The sequence below is a fragment of the Streptomyces sp. ADI95-16 genome (assembly GCF_003721495.1).
GTDB classification, from domain to species: Bacteria; Actinomycetota; Actinomycetes; order Streptomycetales; family Streptomycetaceae; genus Streptomyces; species Streptomyces goshikiensis.
Genome location: NZ_CP033581.1, coordinates 6,564,151 through 6,577,674, shown reverse-complemented (window position 1 = coordinate 6,577,674; position 13,524 = coordinate 6,564,151). Strand labels below are relative to the sequence as shown.

Sequence of the window (13,524 nt, the reverse complement as noted above, 5' to 3'; positions counted from 1 at the left end):
CCGGTGCCCCTTTTCCCAAGGGTTCACGTTGACCGACACCACCCGTTCCACCGACGCCTCCACCGCCGCGTACACCGAGGCCTTCACTGAGGCGTTCTTCACACTCCACCGCGGGCTGCCCCGGCAGGCCCCCGGCTCCGACGCGACCACCCGGCACCTGCTGTCCCTGTGCGGACCGCTGCCCGAGCGGCCGCGCGTCCTCGACCTGGGCTGCGGCCCGGGCCGCAGCGCGCTGCTGCTCGCCGAGGAGGCGGGCGACGGCGCCGAGGTGACCGCCGTCGATCTGTACGGCCCGTTCCTCGACGAGCTCCGCACCGCCGCCGCGGCCCGCGGGCTCGCCGACCGCGTCCACCCCGTCAAGGCGGACATGGGCGCACTCCCCTGTCGGGGCGGTTCCTTCGACCTCGTGTGGGCGGAGGGTTCCGCCTACACGATCGGCTTCGACACCGCGCTCGCGCGCTGGAAGCCGCTGCTCGCCCCCGGCGCCACCCTGGTGCTGACCGAGTGCGAGTGGACCGTGCCGGAGCCGTCCGCCGGGGCGCGCGCCTTCTGGGACCCCCCGTACGCGCTGCGCTCCACCGCCGGCAACCTGGCGGCCGCCCAGGCCGCCGGATACCGGGTGCTGGGCGTCTTCCGCCTGCCCGGTTCCGACTGGGACGAGTACTACGGCCCGCTCGCCGAGCGGGTCCGCGCACTGTCCGGGGCCGGGGCCGGGGCTCCCGCGATGGCGGCCGCGCTGGCCGCGACCCGCGAGGAGCTCGACGTACGGTCGCGGCACGGGCACGAGTACGGGTACACCGGGTACGTGCTGCGGGCGGACGGCTCCTGACTTCCCGGGCCGTCCTGACGTGGCCGAGGGCCCGGACGGTTCGGTGGCGGCGCTCGTGCCGGACGGTTCCGTACCGGTCCCGGTGGGCACGATCCGGTATCCGGCCCCGTTCGGTGTCCGACCCCGCGAGAGTCGGTCTGTCCCCCGTCACCTATCACGCGGCGGGGGGCAGACATGCGCGGATCACCGAAGTGGGGACAAGCCTCTTTTGTACGGCAGACTGAAGGCCGAAGTCCGAAGCGAAGGATGGGTATGCCGACCACACCAGCCACCGCCGCGAACCGCGCGTCCACCGGCACCGGCACTCAAGAACCGATCATGCTCGAACTGGTCGACGAGTCCGGCAACACCATCGGCACGGCGGAGAAGCTCTCCGCCCATCAGGCGCCCGGCCTGCTGCACCGGGCGTTCTCCGTGTTCCTCTTCGACGAGCAGGGGCGGCTGCTGCTCCAGCAGCGGGCCCTCGGGAAGTACCACTCCCCCGGCGTCTGGTCGAACACGTGCTGCGGTCACCCCTATCCGGGGGAGTCGCCGTTCGCGGCCGCGGCCCGGCGCACCCACGAGGAGCTGGGGCTGTCGCCCTCGCTGCTCGCGGAGGCGGGGACGGTGCGCTACAACCACCCGGACCCGGCGTCGGGGCTGGTGGAGCAGGAGTTCAACCACCTGTTCGTGGGACTGGCGCAGGCGGACCTGCGGCCGGATCCGGAGGAGGTCGGCGACACCGCGTTCGTCACCGCCGAGGAGCTGGCGAAGCGGCACGCCGAGGTGCCGTTCTCGGCCTGGTTCATGACGGTGCTGGACGCGGCCCGGCCCGCGATCCGCGAGCTGACCGGGGACGCCGCGGGCTGGTAGCGGGTCCTCGGGCGGTGCCGGGCAGTGCCGGGCGGCGTCAGACGGCGGGTGTCGGGGCGGCGGCGGGGGCAGTGAGCGGCAGGGCCGCCCAGATGACCTTGCCGCCCGTCGAGGTGTGCTCGACGTCGCAGACCCCGCCGGCCTCCAGCGTGATCTCGCGGACCAGCAGCAGGCCCCGGCCGCCGGTCTGGGCGAAATCCGCCTCCAGGGCCTTGGGACGGTACGGGTGGTTGTCCTCGACGGCCACCCGTACCCACTCCCGGCCGATCGCGACCTCGACCGCGACCTCCGGCGAGAGCAGGGCGGCGTGCCGGACCGAGTTCGTCACCAGTTCGGAGACGATCAGCAGCAGGGAGTACACGAGGTCCTGGTTGGCGGGCACCCCCTGCCGCCCGAGCAGGTCCCGGACCGCGCGGCGGGCCTGCGGAACGGATTCTTCTACCGCTGGCGCGGTGAAGCGCCACACTCCCTCGTACGCGAGGGGGTCCGCCGGAGCCTCCGGCTCACCCCCCTCGGCTGGCGGGACGTTCCCGCTGTCTTCCATCTTCCGGCCCCCGTCTTCACGCTCGATCGTCTCCACGCGTCAAGACTGGGGAACAGCCTGGTCCGGACCGGTCCGCTGACCAGAATTCAGCGTCAATCGGACGCTTTCTGACCGTTGGCGTATGACAGCGTCAGTTGTTCGACCGTTCCTGATCTTTCGGGGGGCTCTCGTCGGCCCGATGGCGGCTCGGCCGGACTCCCTTGATCATGGTTTTACCGGCCGGGATACCATCCGGCGCATGGACGCATCCCTCCTCCACACGGTGGCCGACGGGGTCGCCACCGTCGTCATCTCCCACCCCGCCAAGCGGAACGCCATGACGGCGGCGATGTGGCGCGCACTCCCGGAACTGCTGCCGGGGCTCGCCGCCGATCCGGCCGTACGGGTGCTCGTGCTGACGGGGGCCGGTCCCACGTTCTGCGCGGGGGCGGACATCTCCTCGCTGGCCGGGGACGAGGACCCGCAGGCGCTGGCGGTGGCCGCGGAGGAGGCCCTCGCCGCGTTCCCGAAGCCCACGATCGCAGCGATCCGCGGGTTCTGCGTGGGCGGCGGCGGCCAGCTGGCGGCGGCGTGCGACCTGCGGTTCGCGGAGGAGGGCGCCTCCTTCGGGGTGACCCCGGCGCGGCTCGGGATCGTCTACCCGGCCTCCTCGACGCGGCGGCTGGCGGGGCTGGTCGGCCCGGCGATGGCCAAGTACCTGCTGTTCTCGGCGGAGTTGATCGACGCGGAGCACGCGCTGCGGGCCGGGTTCCTGAACGAGCTGCTGCCGGCCGGGCAGCTGGTCAAGCGGGTGGCGGACTTCTCCCGCGTGCTCGCCGGCCGTTCCCGGCTGACGCAGGCGGCGGCGAAGGAGTTCGCGGACGGCCGCACCGACCGGGACGCGTACTGGACGGCGCAGGCGGCCGGGAGCGGCGACACCGCGGAGGGCGTCGCCGCCTTCCTGGAACGGCGGACCCCGTCGTTCACGTGGACGACGGCAGGGTCCGCCGCCGGGACTACAGCGGGCTGACCGCGCGCAGCCGGGCGACGAGATCGGCCGGAGCCTTGTCCGGCGAGCCGGCGTCGTAGGGCGGCTGGGGGTCGTACTCGGTCATCAGCTGCACGGTCTGCGCGACCTCGTCCCCGGCGATCCGGCCGAGGAGGGCGAGGCCCATGTCGATGCCGGAGGACACCCCGGCGGCGGTGACGTACTTGCCGTCGAACACCACCCGCTCGCCGGTGGGCCGGGCGCCGAAGGCGGGGAGCCGGTCGAGGAACATCCAGTGCGAGGAGGCGAGGCGGCCGTCGAGGAGCCCGGCGGCGGCGAGCAGCAGCGAGCCGGTGCAGACGGAGGTGGTCCAGGTGCTGGTGGCGTCGACCGCCCGCAGCCAGTCGAGGACGGCCGGGTTCTCCATCTCCACCTCCGGCGCGGGGCCGCCGGGCACGATGACGATGTCGGGCCGCGTCACCTCGTGCAGCCCCTTGTCGGCGACGAGCGCGAGCGACCCGGAGTCGTTGCGCACCGGCCCGGGCCGCTCGGCCACGAACGCGACCTCGGCCCCGGGCAGCCTGCCGAGGGTGTCGTAGGGCCCGATCGCGTCGAGCGCGGTGAAACGGTCGTAGAGCAGTACGGCGATCTGCATGGTTCCTCCGGAGGAGTGATCGGGGAGCCCTGACCGGGATCCCGTGGGGGTCGTACGGTCGCGGCGGCCGGGCCGGTGTCGGGGGGCCGGCGCCGGAGGTGGGGTGGGGTGTCGTCCGGGACTGCATGTTTTATGGCGCCTGGTCGGGCGCTGTCGCCGTGCGGCGGTACCGCGCGCCACAAATCACGTTCTACGTCCCGGACGACACCCCACCCCACCCCCGTCACCGGCCCCGCCCCGGAGCGGGCCGGGCGGCGTCAGCCGAAGCGGCGGCGGTATTCCGCCGGGGGCTGGCCCAGGGTCTTCACGAAGGCGCGCCGCATGGCCTCCGGGGTGCCGTAGCCGCAGGTGCGGGCGATCTCCGTGATGCCGTCCGCGCTGTCCTCCAGGAGCCGCCTTGCGTGTTCCACCCGGACCCGCTCCACGTACCGCCCCGGCGTCACCCCCGTCTCCGCCTGGAACGCCCGCGCGAAGTGCCGCGGCGACAGCCGCGCCCGGGCGGCCAGCGCCGCCACGCTCAGGTCCCCGCCCGGATGCTCCGTGATCCACTGCTGGACGTCCCGCAGCGGCTCCCGCCGGGCCGTCTGGGCGGCCAGCTGGGCGCTGAACTGGGCCTGGTTGCCCGGTCTGCGCAGGAAGACCACCAGGTGCCGGGCGATCAGCAGCGCCACGTCCCGTCCGTGGTCCTCCTCCACGAGCGCGAGCGCGAGGTCGATCCCGGCCGTGACCCCGGCCGAGGTCGCGACCCGGCCGTCCCGTACGTAGATCGGGTCCGGCTCGACGGACACGGCCGGGTAGTCCCGGGCCATCAGCGCGCACGCGTTCCAGTGGGTGGTGGCCCGGCGGCCGTCCAGCAGCCCGGCCTCGGCGAGCAGGAGCGCTCCGGTGCACACGGCCACCAGCCGCTCCGCGCCACCCCCGTGGGCCCGCAGCCAGCCGGTGAGCCGGGGCTCGAAGTCGGCCGTTCGCCGGCCCCCGGGCACCAGCAGCGTGGTGCCGGGGCCCGGGCGGGCACCCTCCAGGTCCCCGTCCGGGACCAGGGTCAGCCCGCTGTGCGTACGGACCGGCGTCCCGCCCGGGGAGACGGTCCGGATCCGGTAGCCGCTCCGGCCACTGATGTGGTCGAGGGCGGCGAACACCTCCACCGGGCCGGTGACGTCCAGGCTCTGCACCCCGTCGTAGAGGACGACGAGTACGTTTCGCAACGACATGGCCTCATGGTGTGACGGGAGCGGCGGTGGCCGCAATGACGGGTATCCCACCTATCCGGCCATGCCGGGCGCGACGGGCCGGCGGATAGGATCGGGACATCATGACTGCAACCCTCGTCGCCAAGAAGCTCACCGCCGCGCACGGTGAGCGCACGCTGTTCGCCGATCTCGACCTCGTCGTCGCCCCCGGCGATGTCATCGGCCTCGTCGGCGTCAACGGCGCCGGGAAGTCCACCCTGCTGCGCCTGCTCGCCGGGCTGGACGCCCCCGAGACCGGTGAGCTGCGGCTCTCCCCGCCCGGGGCGGCCGTCGGGCACCTGCCGCAGGAGCCCGACCGCCGGCCCGAGGAGTCCGTCCGGGAGTTCCTCGCCCGCCGGACCGGCGTCGCCGCCGCGCAGGCGGAGCTGGACGCCGCCACGCAGGGCCTCGTCGACGGCACCCCGGGCGCGGACGACGCGTACGCGGAGGCCCTCGACCGGTGGCTGAACCTCGGCGGCGCCGACCTCGACGAGCGCGCCCAGGAGGTCGCCGACGACCTCGGGCTGGCCGTCGGCCTGGACCTCCCGATGACCGCGCTGTCCGGCGGCCAGGCGGCCCGCGCCGGGCTCGCCTCGCTGCTGCTGTCCCGCTACGACGTGTTCCTGCTCGACGAGCCCACCAACGACCTGGACCTCGACGGTCTGGAGCGGCTGGAGCAGTTCGTCAAGGGGCTGCGCGCCGGCACCGTCGTGATCAGCCACGACCGCGAGTTCCTCACGCGCACCGTCACCAAGGTCCTCGAACTCGACCTGGCCCAGCAGCAGATCAACCTCTACGGCGGCGGCTACGACGCCTACCTGGAGGAGCGCGAGCGCGCCCGTACGCATGCCCGCGAGGAGTTCGACGAGTACGCCGACAAGCGCGCCTCCCTGGAGGGCCGGGCCGCGATGCAGCGCGGCTGGATGGACAAGGGCGTCAAGAACGCCCGCCGCAAGGCCCCCGACAACGACAAGATCGGCAAGAAGTTCCGGAGCGAGGCGAGCGAGAAGCAGGCCTCCAAGGCCCGCCAGACGCAGCGCGCGATCGAGCGCCTCGAAGTCGTCGACGAGCCCCGCAAGGAGTGGGAGCTGCGCATGGAGATCGCGGCCGCCCCGCGCTCCGGCTCGGTGGTGGCCACCCTGCGCGAGGCCTCCGTCAAGCGCGGGGACTTCCTGTTCGGCCCGGCCAGCCTCCAGATCGACTGGGCGGACCGGGTCGCGATCACCGGGGCCAACGGCGCCGGCAAGTCCACCCTGCTCGCCGTCCTGCTCGGCCGGCTGGCACCGGACTCCGGCGCGGCCACCCTGGGCTCCGGCGTGCTCGTCGGCGAAGTCGACCAGGCCCGCGGCCTGTTCCTGGGCGACGAGCCGCTGCTGGAGGCCTTCTGCGCGGCCGTCCCGGACACCGAGCCGGCCGAGGTCCGCACCCTGCTGGCGAAGTTCGGCCTCAAGGCGGTGCACGTCCTGCGCCCCGCGGGGACCCTCTCCCCCGGCGAGCGCACCCGCGCCGCGCTGGCGCTGCTCCAGGGCCGCGGGGTGAACCTGCTGGTGCTGGACGAGCCGACCAACCACCTCGACCTCCCGGCGATCGAGCAGCTGGAGTCCGCCCTGGAGGCGTACGAGGGCACCTTGCTGCTGGTCACCCACGACCGCCGGATGCTGGACGCCGTCCAGGTGACCCGCCGTCTGGTGGTCGCGGACGGCAAGGTCAGCGAGCTGTAGTCGCGTCCGCGGGCGGCCGCCGGCCGCGGGCCATCTTCCGTGCCACGAAGGCGCGCGGGAGGTGGCGGACGGCGGTCGCGTACGCCTTGTAGCGCCAGCCGGTGATGCTGACCGGCCGGCGCCGGCCCAGGTCCTTGAGGGCCTGGGCGACCACCGCCTCGGGCTCCAGCCACACCGCGTCGCGCAGGGCGCTGACGTCCATCCCGGCGCGCTCCTGGAACTCGGTTCGGGTGAAGCCGGGAACCACCGCCAGGACGCGGACGCCGTACGGCTCCATGTCCACCCGCAGCGATTCGCTGAAGGCGGTGATCCAGGCCTTGGCGGCCCCGTACGTCCCTGTCGGGAGCAGTCCGGCCACGGAGGAGACGTTCAGCACGGCGCCCCGGCGGCGCTCGCGCAGGCCCGGCAGGATCGCGTGGGTGAGCTTCAGCGGGACCTTGACGAGCAGGTCGAGCATCCGCTCCTCGTCCTCGACCGGGCTGTACGGGAAGGGCGCGGGCAGCCCGAAGCCGGCGTTGTTGAGCAGGATGTCGACCGGCCTGCCGGTGTCGGCGAGCCGTTCGCTGACGCCGGCGCACTGGGCCGCATCCAGCAGGTCGGCGGGCAGTACCTCGGCGGCCACCCCGAACTCCCGGCCGAGGGAGGCGGCGAGGGCTTCGAGGCGGTCCTTGTCGCGGGCCACGAGGACCAGGTCGCAGCCCTTGGCCGCGAAGCCGCGGGCGAAGGCGGCGCCGAGACCGGCGCTGGCCCCGGTGATCAGTACGGTGGTCAAGGCGGGCTCGCTTCCGGGCGGTTCGGGTGGTTCGGGTGGTTCACGCGCTACGGGCGCGTCGGGAGGTTCGGGTGGTCACGGGGTGAAGGCCGTGGTCTCGGGCGATCCGTAGGCCTCGGCCACGTGCACCAGGAACCGGGCCTCGTCCGCCAGGTCGCCGCCCTCCGCCGGGGGCTGGATCGCGGCGGGCAGTTCCAGCGCGACCGTCTCCCCCGCCTGCTGCGGCAGCCCGGCGAGTTTCGCCCGCCGCGCCTCCTTCAGTACGCAGGCCAGCGCGGCCGCCGTCCGCCGCTGCTCGGGGATCCCCGTCCCGGCGACGTGGCTGCGCGCGAGCTCCGGGACGCCCGGGGCGACGTATTCCCCCAGGATCAGGATCGCGTCGCGGGTCTCGATGACCTTGCGGTACACGAGCATGTCGCGCGGGACCGGCGGCCACAGCAGCTCCAGCAGCCGCCCGGCCCGGGGTTTGTTGAGCGCGACGTGCGGGACGACCTGCACCAGGTCGCGCCACAGCGGCCACAGCCGCCATGCGGTGGCGATGTCGGCGGCGCTGCGGCGCAGGGTGAACAGGGTCGGCACCAGGATCGCGGCGGCCCGCAGCAGCCCGTGCAGGTTCATCATCAGCGGCAGCGCCGGCATCGCCCAGGTGCTGTCGAAGAGGGCCTTGAGCAGGTACGCGAACCAGAACAGGCCGGCCAGCGCGGTGCCGAGGCCGAACAGCCGCAGCCCGAGGGCCAGGCCGCGGCTCTCGGTGCGGCTGCCGTAGCGCCAGCAGACGAAGACGCAGATGGTGTTGGCGGCCAGGTGCGCGGAGATCAGCACCAGCCAGTACGCGAGGGAGGGCACCGGTTCGCCGACGGGCGGCATGGTGTGCGTGCCGTGGGCCGGCGCGGCCGCGTCGAGGGCGACCAGGGCGGTGAGCCAGCCCAGCGTGCCGACCCAGGCGGCGAGTTGGAGCCGGCGGCCGCGGGTGGCGGCGGCGACGAAGTAGAGGACGGCGCCGGCGGACAGCACCCCGATGAGGTTGCGGACCAGGCCGATGGTGTGCGCGTAGCCCGGGTCGCGGCGCATGGCGTACGCGACGACGTCGGGCAGGTTCAGGGTCATCGCGGCGGCGGCGGTGGCGACGGCGAGCCAGAGTCCGCGCTGCTGCGGGGAGCGCAGGGCCCCGGGAGCGCGCAGCAGGACCGCGATCCAGAGGCATACGACGCTGGGGACGGCCAGCCAGTTGCCGAAGTCGGTGAGGTCAGCTGCCATCGTGCGGCCCTCGCTCGTAGCCCATGGCGGACTCCAGCCGGGCCAGGGTGCCACGGGCGGTGGACGGGAGGAGGCCCGTGCCGGAGGCGCGGATGCGGATCATGCTGGCGAGCATCTCGGCCTCCTGCTCCTGGCGGGTGGTGTAGTTGGTGCGGCCGAGGACGGTGGGGACGCCGTCGCCCTCGGTGTCCTGGCCCTCCAGGGAGTGGTGGCCGAAGAGGATGTGGCCCAGCTCGTGGAGCACGATGTGCTCCCGGTGCAGCGGGGTGGTCTGGGCCTCGTAGAAGACGTAGTCGACGGTGTCGGTGCCGACCCACAGTCCGCAGACGCCGGACTCGGCCGCTTCCTTGGGGAGCGGGTGGATCCGGATGGGGCGGCCGCGCTGTTCGGCTATGCGCTCGCAGAGGCCTTCGAGGCAAAACGGATGAGACAAATCCAGATGGCTGAGAATCATCTCGCAGCGTTTACGCAAGTTGAGTTGCCGGTGGGGCATGTGATCCCTCTTCGGACCCTTTCTCGGGCAGCGTCGGTAGGCGTGCGTGGGCATGGGCATGGTGACCTGTGCCTTCAAGGCGGCCTCGGGGAGTGCGGTCCTGGAGGGAGGAAACGGAAAGCCCGTCCGCCGGGCGACGAACGGGTGTTCCACCATGCCTACAGATCTTGTACGGGGGTTGGCAAGGAATGTCCCCTCGCGGCACGCCTATTCGGCCATGCTGACCCGACCGCGCGGGCGCGGCGGTGGCCGAAGGCCGGCCCCCTGAGGGGGCTCCTGCCTCCGGGCCACCGCCCGGCGCCGCCGGCACCCGCCGGTGTCAGCGCCCCCGGCGCTCCTCGGAGCCGCCGGTGAGGCCGGCGCGGCGCAGGGCGTCGGCCATCGCGCTGTTCGCCGGCGCCGCGGCTCCGCCGCCCTGGCGCTGACCGCCCTGGCGCTGACCGCCCTGACCGCCCTGGCCACCCTGACCGCCTTGGCGCTGGCCCCGGTTCTGGCCCCGGTCCTGGCCCTGCCCACGGCCCTGACCTTGGCCCTGGCTCTGGCCCTGGCCGCCCTCGCGGCCGCCGCCCGTACCGCGCTGCTGCGGGGGCCGGCCACCGCCGCGCCTCTCCTCGCGCTGCCGGGGCGCCCCGGCGGAGCGCTCCGCCCCGGCCTCGTCCTCCAGCCGCAGGGTCAGCGAGATCCGCTTGCGCGGGATGTCCACCTCCATGACCTTCACGCGGACGATGTCGCCCGGCTTGACCACGTCCCGGGGGTCCTTGACGAACGTCTTCGACAGCGCCGACACGTGCGCCAGGCCGTCCTGGTGGACGCCGATGTCGATGAACGCGCCGAACGCGGCCACGTTGGTGACCACGCCCTCCAGGATCATCCCGGGCGCCAGGTCTCCGATCTTCTCCACGCCCTCCTTGAAGGTGGCCGTCTTGAACGCGGGACGCGGGTCGCGGCCCGGCTTCTCCAGCTCGCGCAGGATGTCGGTGACCGTCGGCAGACCGAAGGCCTCGGTGACGAACTGCTCCGGCCGCAGCGAACGCAGCACGCCGCCGTTGCCGATCAGCGCCGCCACCTCGCTGCCCGCCGTCTTGGCCATGCCCCGGACCACCGGATAGGCCTCGGGGTGCACGCTGGAGAAGTCCAGCGGGTCGTCCCCGCCGCGGATCCGGAGGAAGCCCGCGCACTGCTCGTACGCCTTCGGGCCGAGCCGGGCCACGTCCTTGAGCCCCTTGCGGCTGCGGAAGGGGCCGTTGGCGTCGCGGTGGGCGACGATGTTCTCCGCGAGGCCGCCGCTGATCCCCGACACCCGCGAGAGCAGCGGTGCGGAGGCGGTGTTGACGTCCACGCCGACGCCGTTCACACAGTCCTCGACCACGGCGTCGAGCGAACGCGACAGCTTCACCTCGGACAGGTCGTGCTGGTACTGGCCGACGCCGATCGACTTCGGGTCGATCTTGACGAGCTCGGCGAGCGGGTCCTGGAGGCGGCGGGCGATGGAGACGGCGCCGCGCAGCGACACGTCCATGTCCGGGAGTTCCTGCGAGGCGAAGGCGGAGGCCGAGTACACGGAGGCGCCGGCCTCGGACACCATCACCTTGGTGAGCTTCAGCTCGGGGTGACGGGTGATGAGGTCGCCCGCGAGCTTGTCGGTCTCGCGGGAGGCGGTGCCGTTGCCGATGGAGATCAGCTCGACCGCGTGCTCCTTGGCGAGGCGGGCCAGCTTGGCGAGGGACTCGTCCCACTTGTTCGCCGGGACGTGCGGGTAGATCACGTCGGTGGCCACGACCTTGCCGGTGGCGTCCACGACGGCGACCTTCACGCCGGTACGGAAGCCCGGGTCCAGGCCGAGCGTGGCGCGGGTCCCGGCGGGGGCGGCGAGCAGCAGGTCCCGCAGGTTGGCGGCGAAGACGCGGACCGCCTCGTCCTCGGCGGCCTGGCGCAGCCGCGTCCGCAGGTCGAGGCCGAGGTGCACCTGGATCTTCGTGCGCCACGCCCAGCGGACGGTGTCTCCGAGCCACTTGTCGCCGGGGCGGCCGCGATCGCCTACGCCGAAGCGACGGGCGATCATGCCCTCGTACGTGGACGGGCCGGGGATCTCGCTCGGTTCCTCGGGCTCCAGGTTGAGGTCGAGCACGTCCTCCTTCTCGCCGCGCAGCATGGCGAGGACGCGGTGCGAGGGCAGCGCGGTGAAGGGCTCGGCGAAGTCGAAGTAGTCGGCGAACTTGGCGCCCGCCTCTTCCTTGCCCTCGCGGACCTTCGCGGCGAGCCGGCCGCGGCCCCACATGCGTTCGCGGAGCTCGCCGATCAGGTCGGCGTCCTCCGCGAACCGCTCGGTGAGGATGGCGCGGGCGCCGTCCAGGGCGGCCGCCGGGTCGGCGACGCCCTTGCCGGCGTCGACGAACGCGGCCGCGGCGGCGGCCGGGTCCACGGACGGGTCGGTGAGCAGGCTTTCGGCGAGGGGTTCCAGACCGGCCTCGCGGGCGATCTGCGCCTTGGTGCGGCGCTTGGGCTTGAACGGGAGGTAGATGTCCTCCAGACGGGCCTTGGTGTCGGCCGCGTTGATCCGCGCCTCCAGCTCGGCGTCGAGCTTGCCCTGCTCGCGGACGGAGTCGAGGATCGCCGCGCGCCGGTCCTCCAGTTCGCGCAGGTACCGCAGCCGCTCCTCCAGGGTGCGCAGCTGGGCGTCGTCGAGCATCTCGGTCGCTTCCTTGCGGTAGCGCGCGATGAACGGCACCGTGGAACCGCCGTCGAGCAGCTCGACGGCCGCCTTGACCTGCCGCTCCCGTACGCCGAGCTCCTCGGCGATCCTGCCTTCGATGGACATCGTCACTGTGCGGTCCCGCCTGCCTTCGTTTGCATGGAAGGGTGCCAATTGTGGCAGGTGCCACCGGCGGACGCCGGGATCCGGGGCCTCGGCGCCGCCGGGCTTGCCGCCCCGGGCCCGCCAACCCGGCACGGCTGCCATGTACCTGACGTGGTGGGATAGGTTGTGCGTCCATTCGGGGGACGACGTACGGAGCATGTGCATGACGCAGAACACAGGGTGGGGACCGGCGGGCCAGGGGCCGGGAGGCCCCGGCGCCGGCTGGGGCGGCGCCCCGCAGTGGGGGGCGTGGCAGCCCCAGTCCCCGCAGCCGGGGGTGATCCCCCTGCGGCCGCTGAACCTGGCCGAGATATTGAGCGGGACCTTCGCGACCATGCGCCGCCACTGGAAGCAGCTGGTCGGCGTGATGCTGGCCGTGCAGGCCATCACCCTGCCGGTGATGGCCCTCGCGGTGGCCATCGCCGTGGCCTCGGTGTTCAGCCACTTCGAGCCCGTCTTCGACCCGCCCTTCGGTGAGGACCCGACGCCCGAGCACGTCGTGCCGCTGCTCGTGGCGGGCGCCGTGCTGTTCGTGGTCCTCTGCGTCATCGGCGTGCTGGCGACCGCGGTCATGGCCTCGCTCTGCCCGGCGGTCCTCAGGGAGGCGGTGATGGGCAGGCCCACCACCTTCCGCACGATGTGGCGCGCCGCCTTCCGGCGGGCGCCCGCCGTGGCCGGTGCGACCCTGCTGAGCATCCTGATCGCCGGTGCGCCGGTGTTCGCCGTCCTGGCGGTGTGGGTGCCGCTGCTGATCGCCACCGCCTCCGAGCACAACGCGCCGCTGCTCGTCGGCCTCCTGCCGATGTTCCTGCTGGTCGCGGCGCCCCTGGCCGTGTGGCTCGGCATCCGGTTCAGCCTGGCCCCGGCCGCCGTGGTCATGGAGGGCGCGAGCCCGGTCACCGCACTGCGCCGCTCGGCCGCCCTGGTCCGGGGCGACTGGTGGCGGATCTTCGGCGTCACCCTGGTCGCCGGGATGGTCGCGGGGGCGGTCTCCTGGGTGATCCAGCTGCCGTTCCAGACCGTCGGCATGATCGGGATGATTCCCGCCATGGCGGGCGTCGAGAACGGCTCGGACGCCACCCCGGCCGGCCTGATCGCCGCCCTGGGGTTCGCCGTGGTCGCCATGGCCGTCGGCGGCGTCGCCAGCCAGACGTTCCAGATCGCGTTCACCCAACTGGCCGCCGGGATGCTGTACGTGGACCAGCGGATCCGCCGCGAGGGCCTCGCCGACGCGATCCTCGCCGAGGTCGGCGCCCCCGCGCCCGCCGCCGCCCCCACGGCCCCGGCGGCGCCCGCCGCGCCCCCGCGGCCCGAGAGCCCCGAGGGGCCGGGCGGCAACTAGGCACAC

General features: G+C 73.5%; 12 protein-coding genes. 5 read left to right on the top strand and 7 right to left on the bottom strand.

What is annotated here, in order from left to right:
* Positions 1-28: 28 nt before the first annotated feature.
* Positions 29-829, top strand: coding sequence for a cyclopropane-fatty-acyl-phospholipid synthase family protein (locus tag EES41_RS29360; RefSeq protein ID WP_123081025.1), 801 nt, complete (start codon positions 29-31; stop codon positions 827-829).
* Positions 830-1,081: 252 nt separating this feature from the next.
* Positions 1,082-1,681, top strand: a complete 600-nt coding sequence (idi, locus tag EES41_RS29355) for an isopentenyl-diphosphate Delta-isomerase (RefSeq protein WP_037798562.1) — start codon at positions 1,082-1,084, stop codon at positions 1,679-1,681.
* A gap of 37 nt (positions 1,682-1,718) precedes the next feature.
* On the opposite strand, the gene EES41_RS29350 is transcribed toward idi, so the two are convergent.
* The gene (locus EES41_RS29350; RefSeq protein ID WP_123081024.1) at positions 1,719-2,261 is read right to left on the bottom strand and encodes an ATP-binding protein; all 543 of its coding nucleotides are present in this window, start codon (positions 2,259-2,261) and stop codon (positions 1,719-1,721) included.
* 202 nt (positions 2,262-2,463) lie between these two features.
* Between EES41_RS29350 and EES41_RS29345 the strand changes: the two genes are divergently transcribed.
* Positions 2,464-3,234 carry an enoyl-CoA hydratase/isomerase family protein gene (locus EES41_RS29345; protein ID WP_123081023.1) on the top strand — a complete coding sequence of 257 codons (771 nt, stop codon included), beginning with the start codon at positions 2,464-2,466 and terminating at the stop codon, positions 3,232-3,234.
* On the opposite strand, the gene EES41_RS29340 is transcribed toward EES41_RS29345, so the two are convergent.
* Together EES41_RS29340 and EES41_RS29335 are read right to left on the bottom strand one after the other, a co-directional pair.
* Complete coding sequence (locus EES41_RS29340; RefSeq protein WP_123081022.1) at positions 3,221-3,847, bottom strand: DJ-1/PfpI family protein; 627 nt, start codon at positions 3,845-3,847, stop codon at positions 3,221-3,223. The genes EES41_RS29345 and EES41_RS29340 overlap by 14 nt on opposite strands.
* A 257-nt stretch (positions 3,848-4,104) precedes the next feature.
* Entirely contained in the window at positions 4,105-5,058 is a 954-nt protein-coding gene (locus EES41_RS29335; RefSeq protein WP_123081021.1) for a GlxA family transcriptional regulator, read from the bottom strand.
* A 101-nt stretch (positions 5,059-5,159) separates the two neighbouring features.
* Here EES41_RS29335 and EES41_RS29330 point away from each other — a divergent pair, with 101 nt between their 5' ends.
* On the top strand, positions 5,160-6,797 hold the full coding sequence (locus EES41_RS29330) for an ABC-F family ATP-binding cassette domain-containing protein (protein ID WP_123081020.1): 1,638 nt from the start codon (positions 5,160-5,162) through the stop codon (positions 6,795-6,797).
* Here the strand turns inward: EES41_RS29330 and EES41_RS29325 are convergent.
* From EES41_RS29325 to EES41_RS29310, 4 genes are all read right to left on the bottom strand, one after another.
* Positions 6,784-7,569 (bottom strand): SDR family oxidoreductase, encoded by a 786-nt coding sequence (locus EES41_RS29325; RefSeq protein ID WP_123081019.1) that lies wholly within the window; start codon positions 7,567-7,569, stop codon positions 6,784-6,786. The genes EES41_RS29330 and EES41_RS29325 overlap by 14 nt on opposite strands.
* Before the next feature lie 75 nt (positions 7,570-7,644).
* A complete protein-coding gene (locus EES41_RS29320; protein ID WP_123081018.1) occupies positions 7,645-8,826 on the bottom strand; it encodes an MAB_1171c family putative transporter in 1,182 nt (393 codons plus the stop codon).
* Positions 8,816-9,259: an ImmA/IrrE family metallo-endopeptidase gene (locus EES41_RS29315; protein WP_199848577.1), complete on the bottom strand. Its 444-nt coding sequence runs from the start codon at positions 9,257-9,259 to the stop codon at positions 8,816-8,818. The genes EES41_RS29320 and EES41_RS29315 overlap by 11 nt, the downstream gene beginning before the upstream one ends.
* Before the next feature lie 379 nt (positions 9,260-9,638).
* Entirely contained in the window at positions 9,639-12,143 is a 2,505-nt protein-coding gene (locus EES41_RS29310) for a Tex family protein (RefSeq protein ID WP_123081017.1), read from the bottom strand.
* A gap of 196 nt (positions 12,144-12,339) precedes the next feature.
* Between EES41_RS29310 and EES41_RS29305 the strand changes: the two genes are divergently transcribed.
* Positions 12,340-13,518 carry a hypothetical protein gene (locus tag EES41_RS29305; protein ID WP_123081016.1) on the top strand — a complete coding sequence of 393 codons (1,179 nt, stop codon included), beginning with the start codon at positions 12,340-12,342 and terminating at the stop codon, positions 13,516-13,518.
* Positions 13,519-13,524 lie beyond the last annotated feature (6 nt).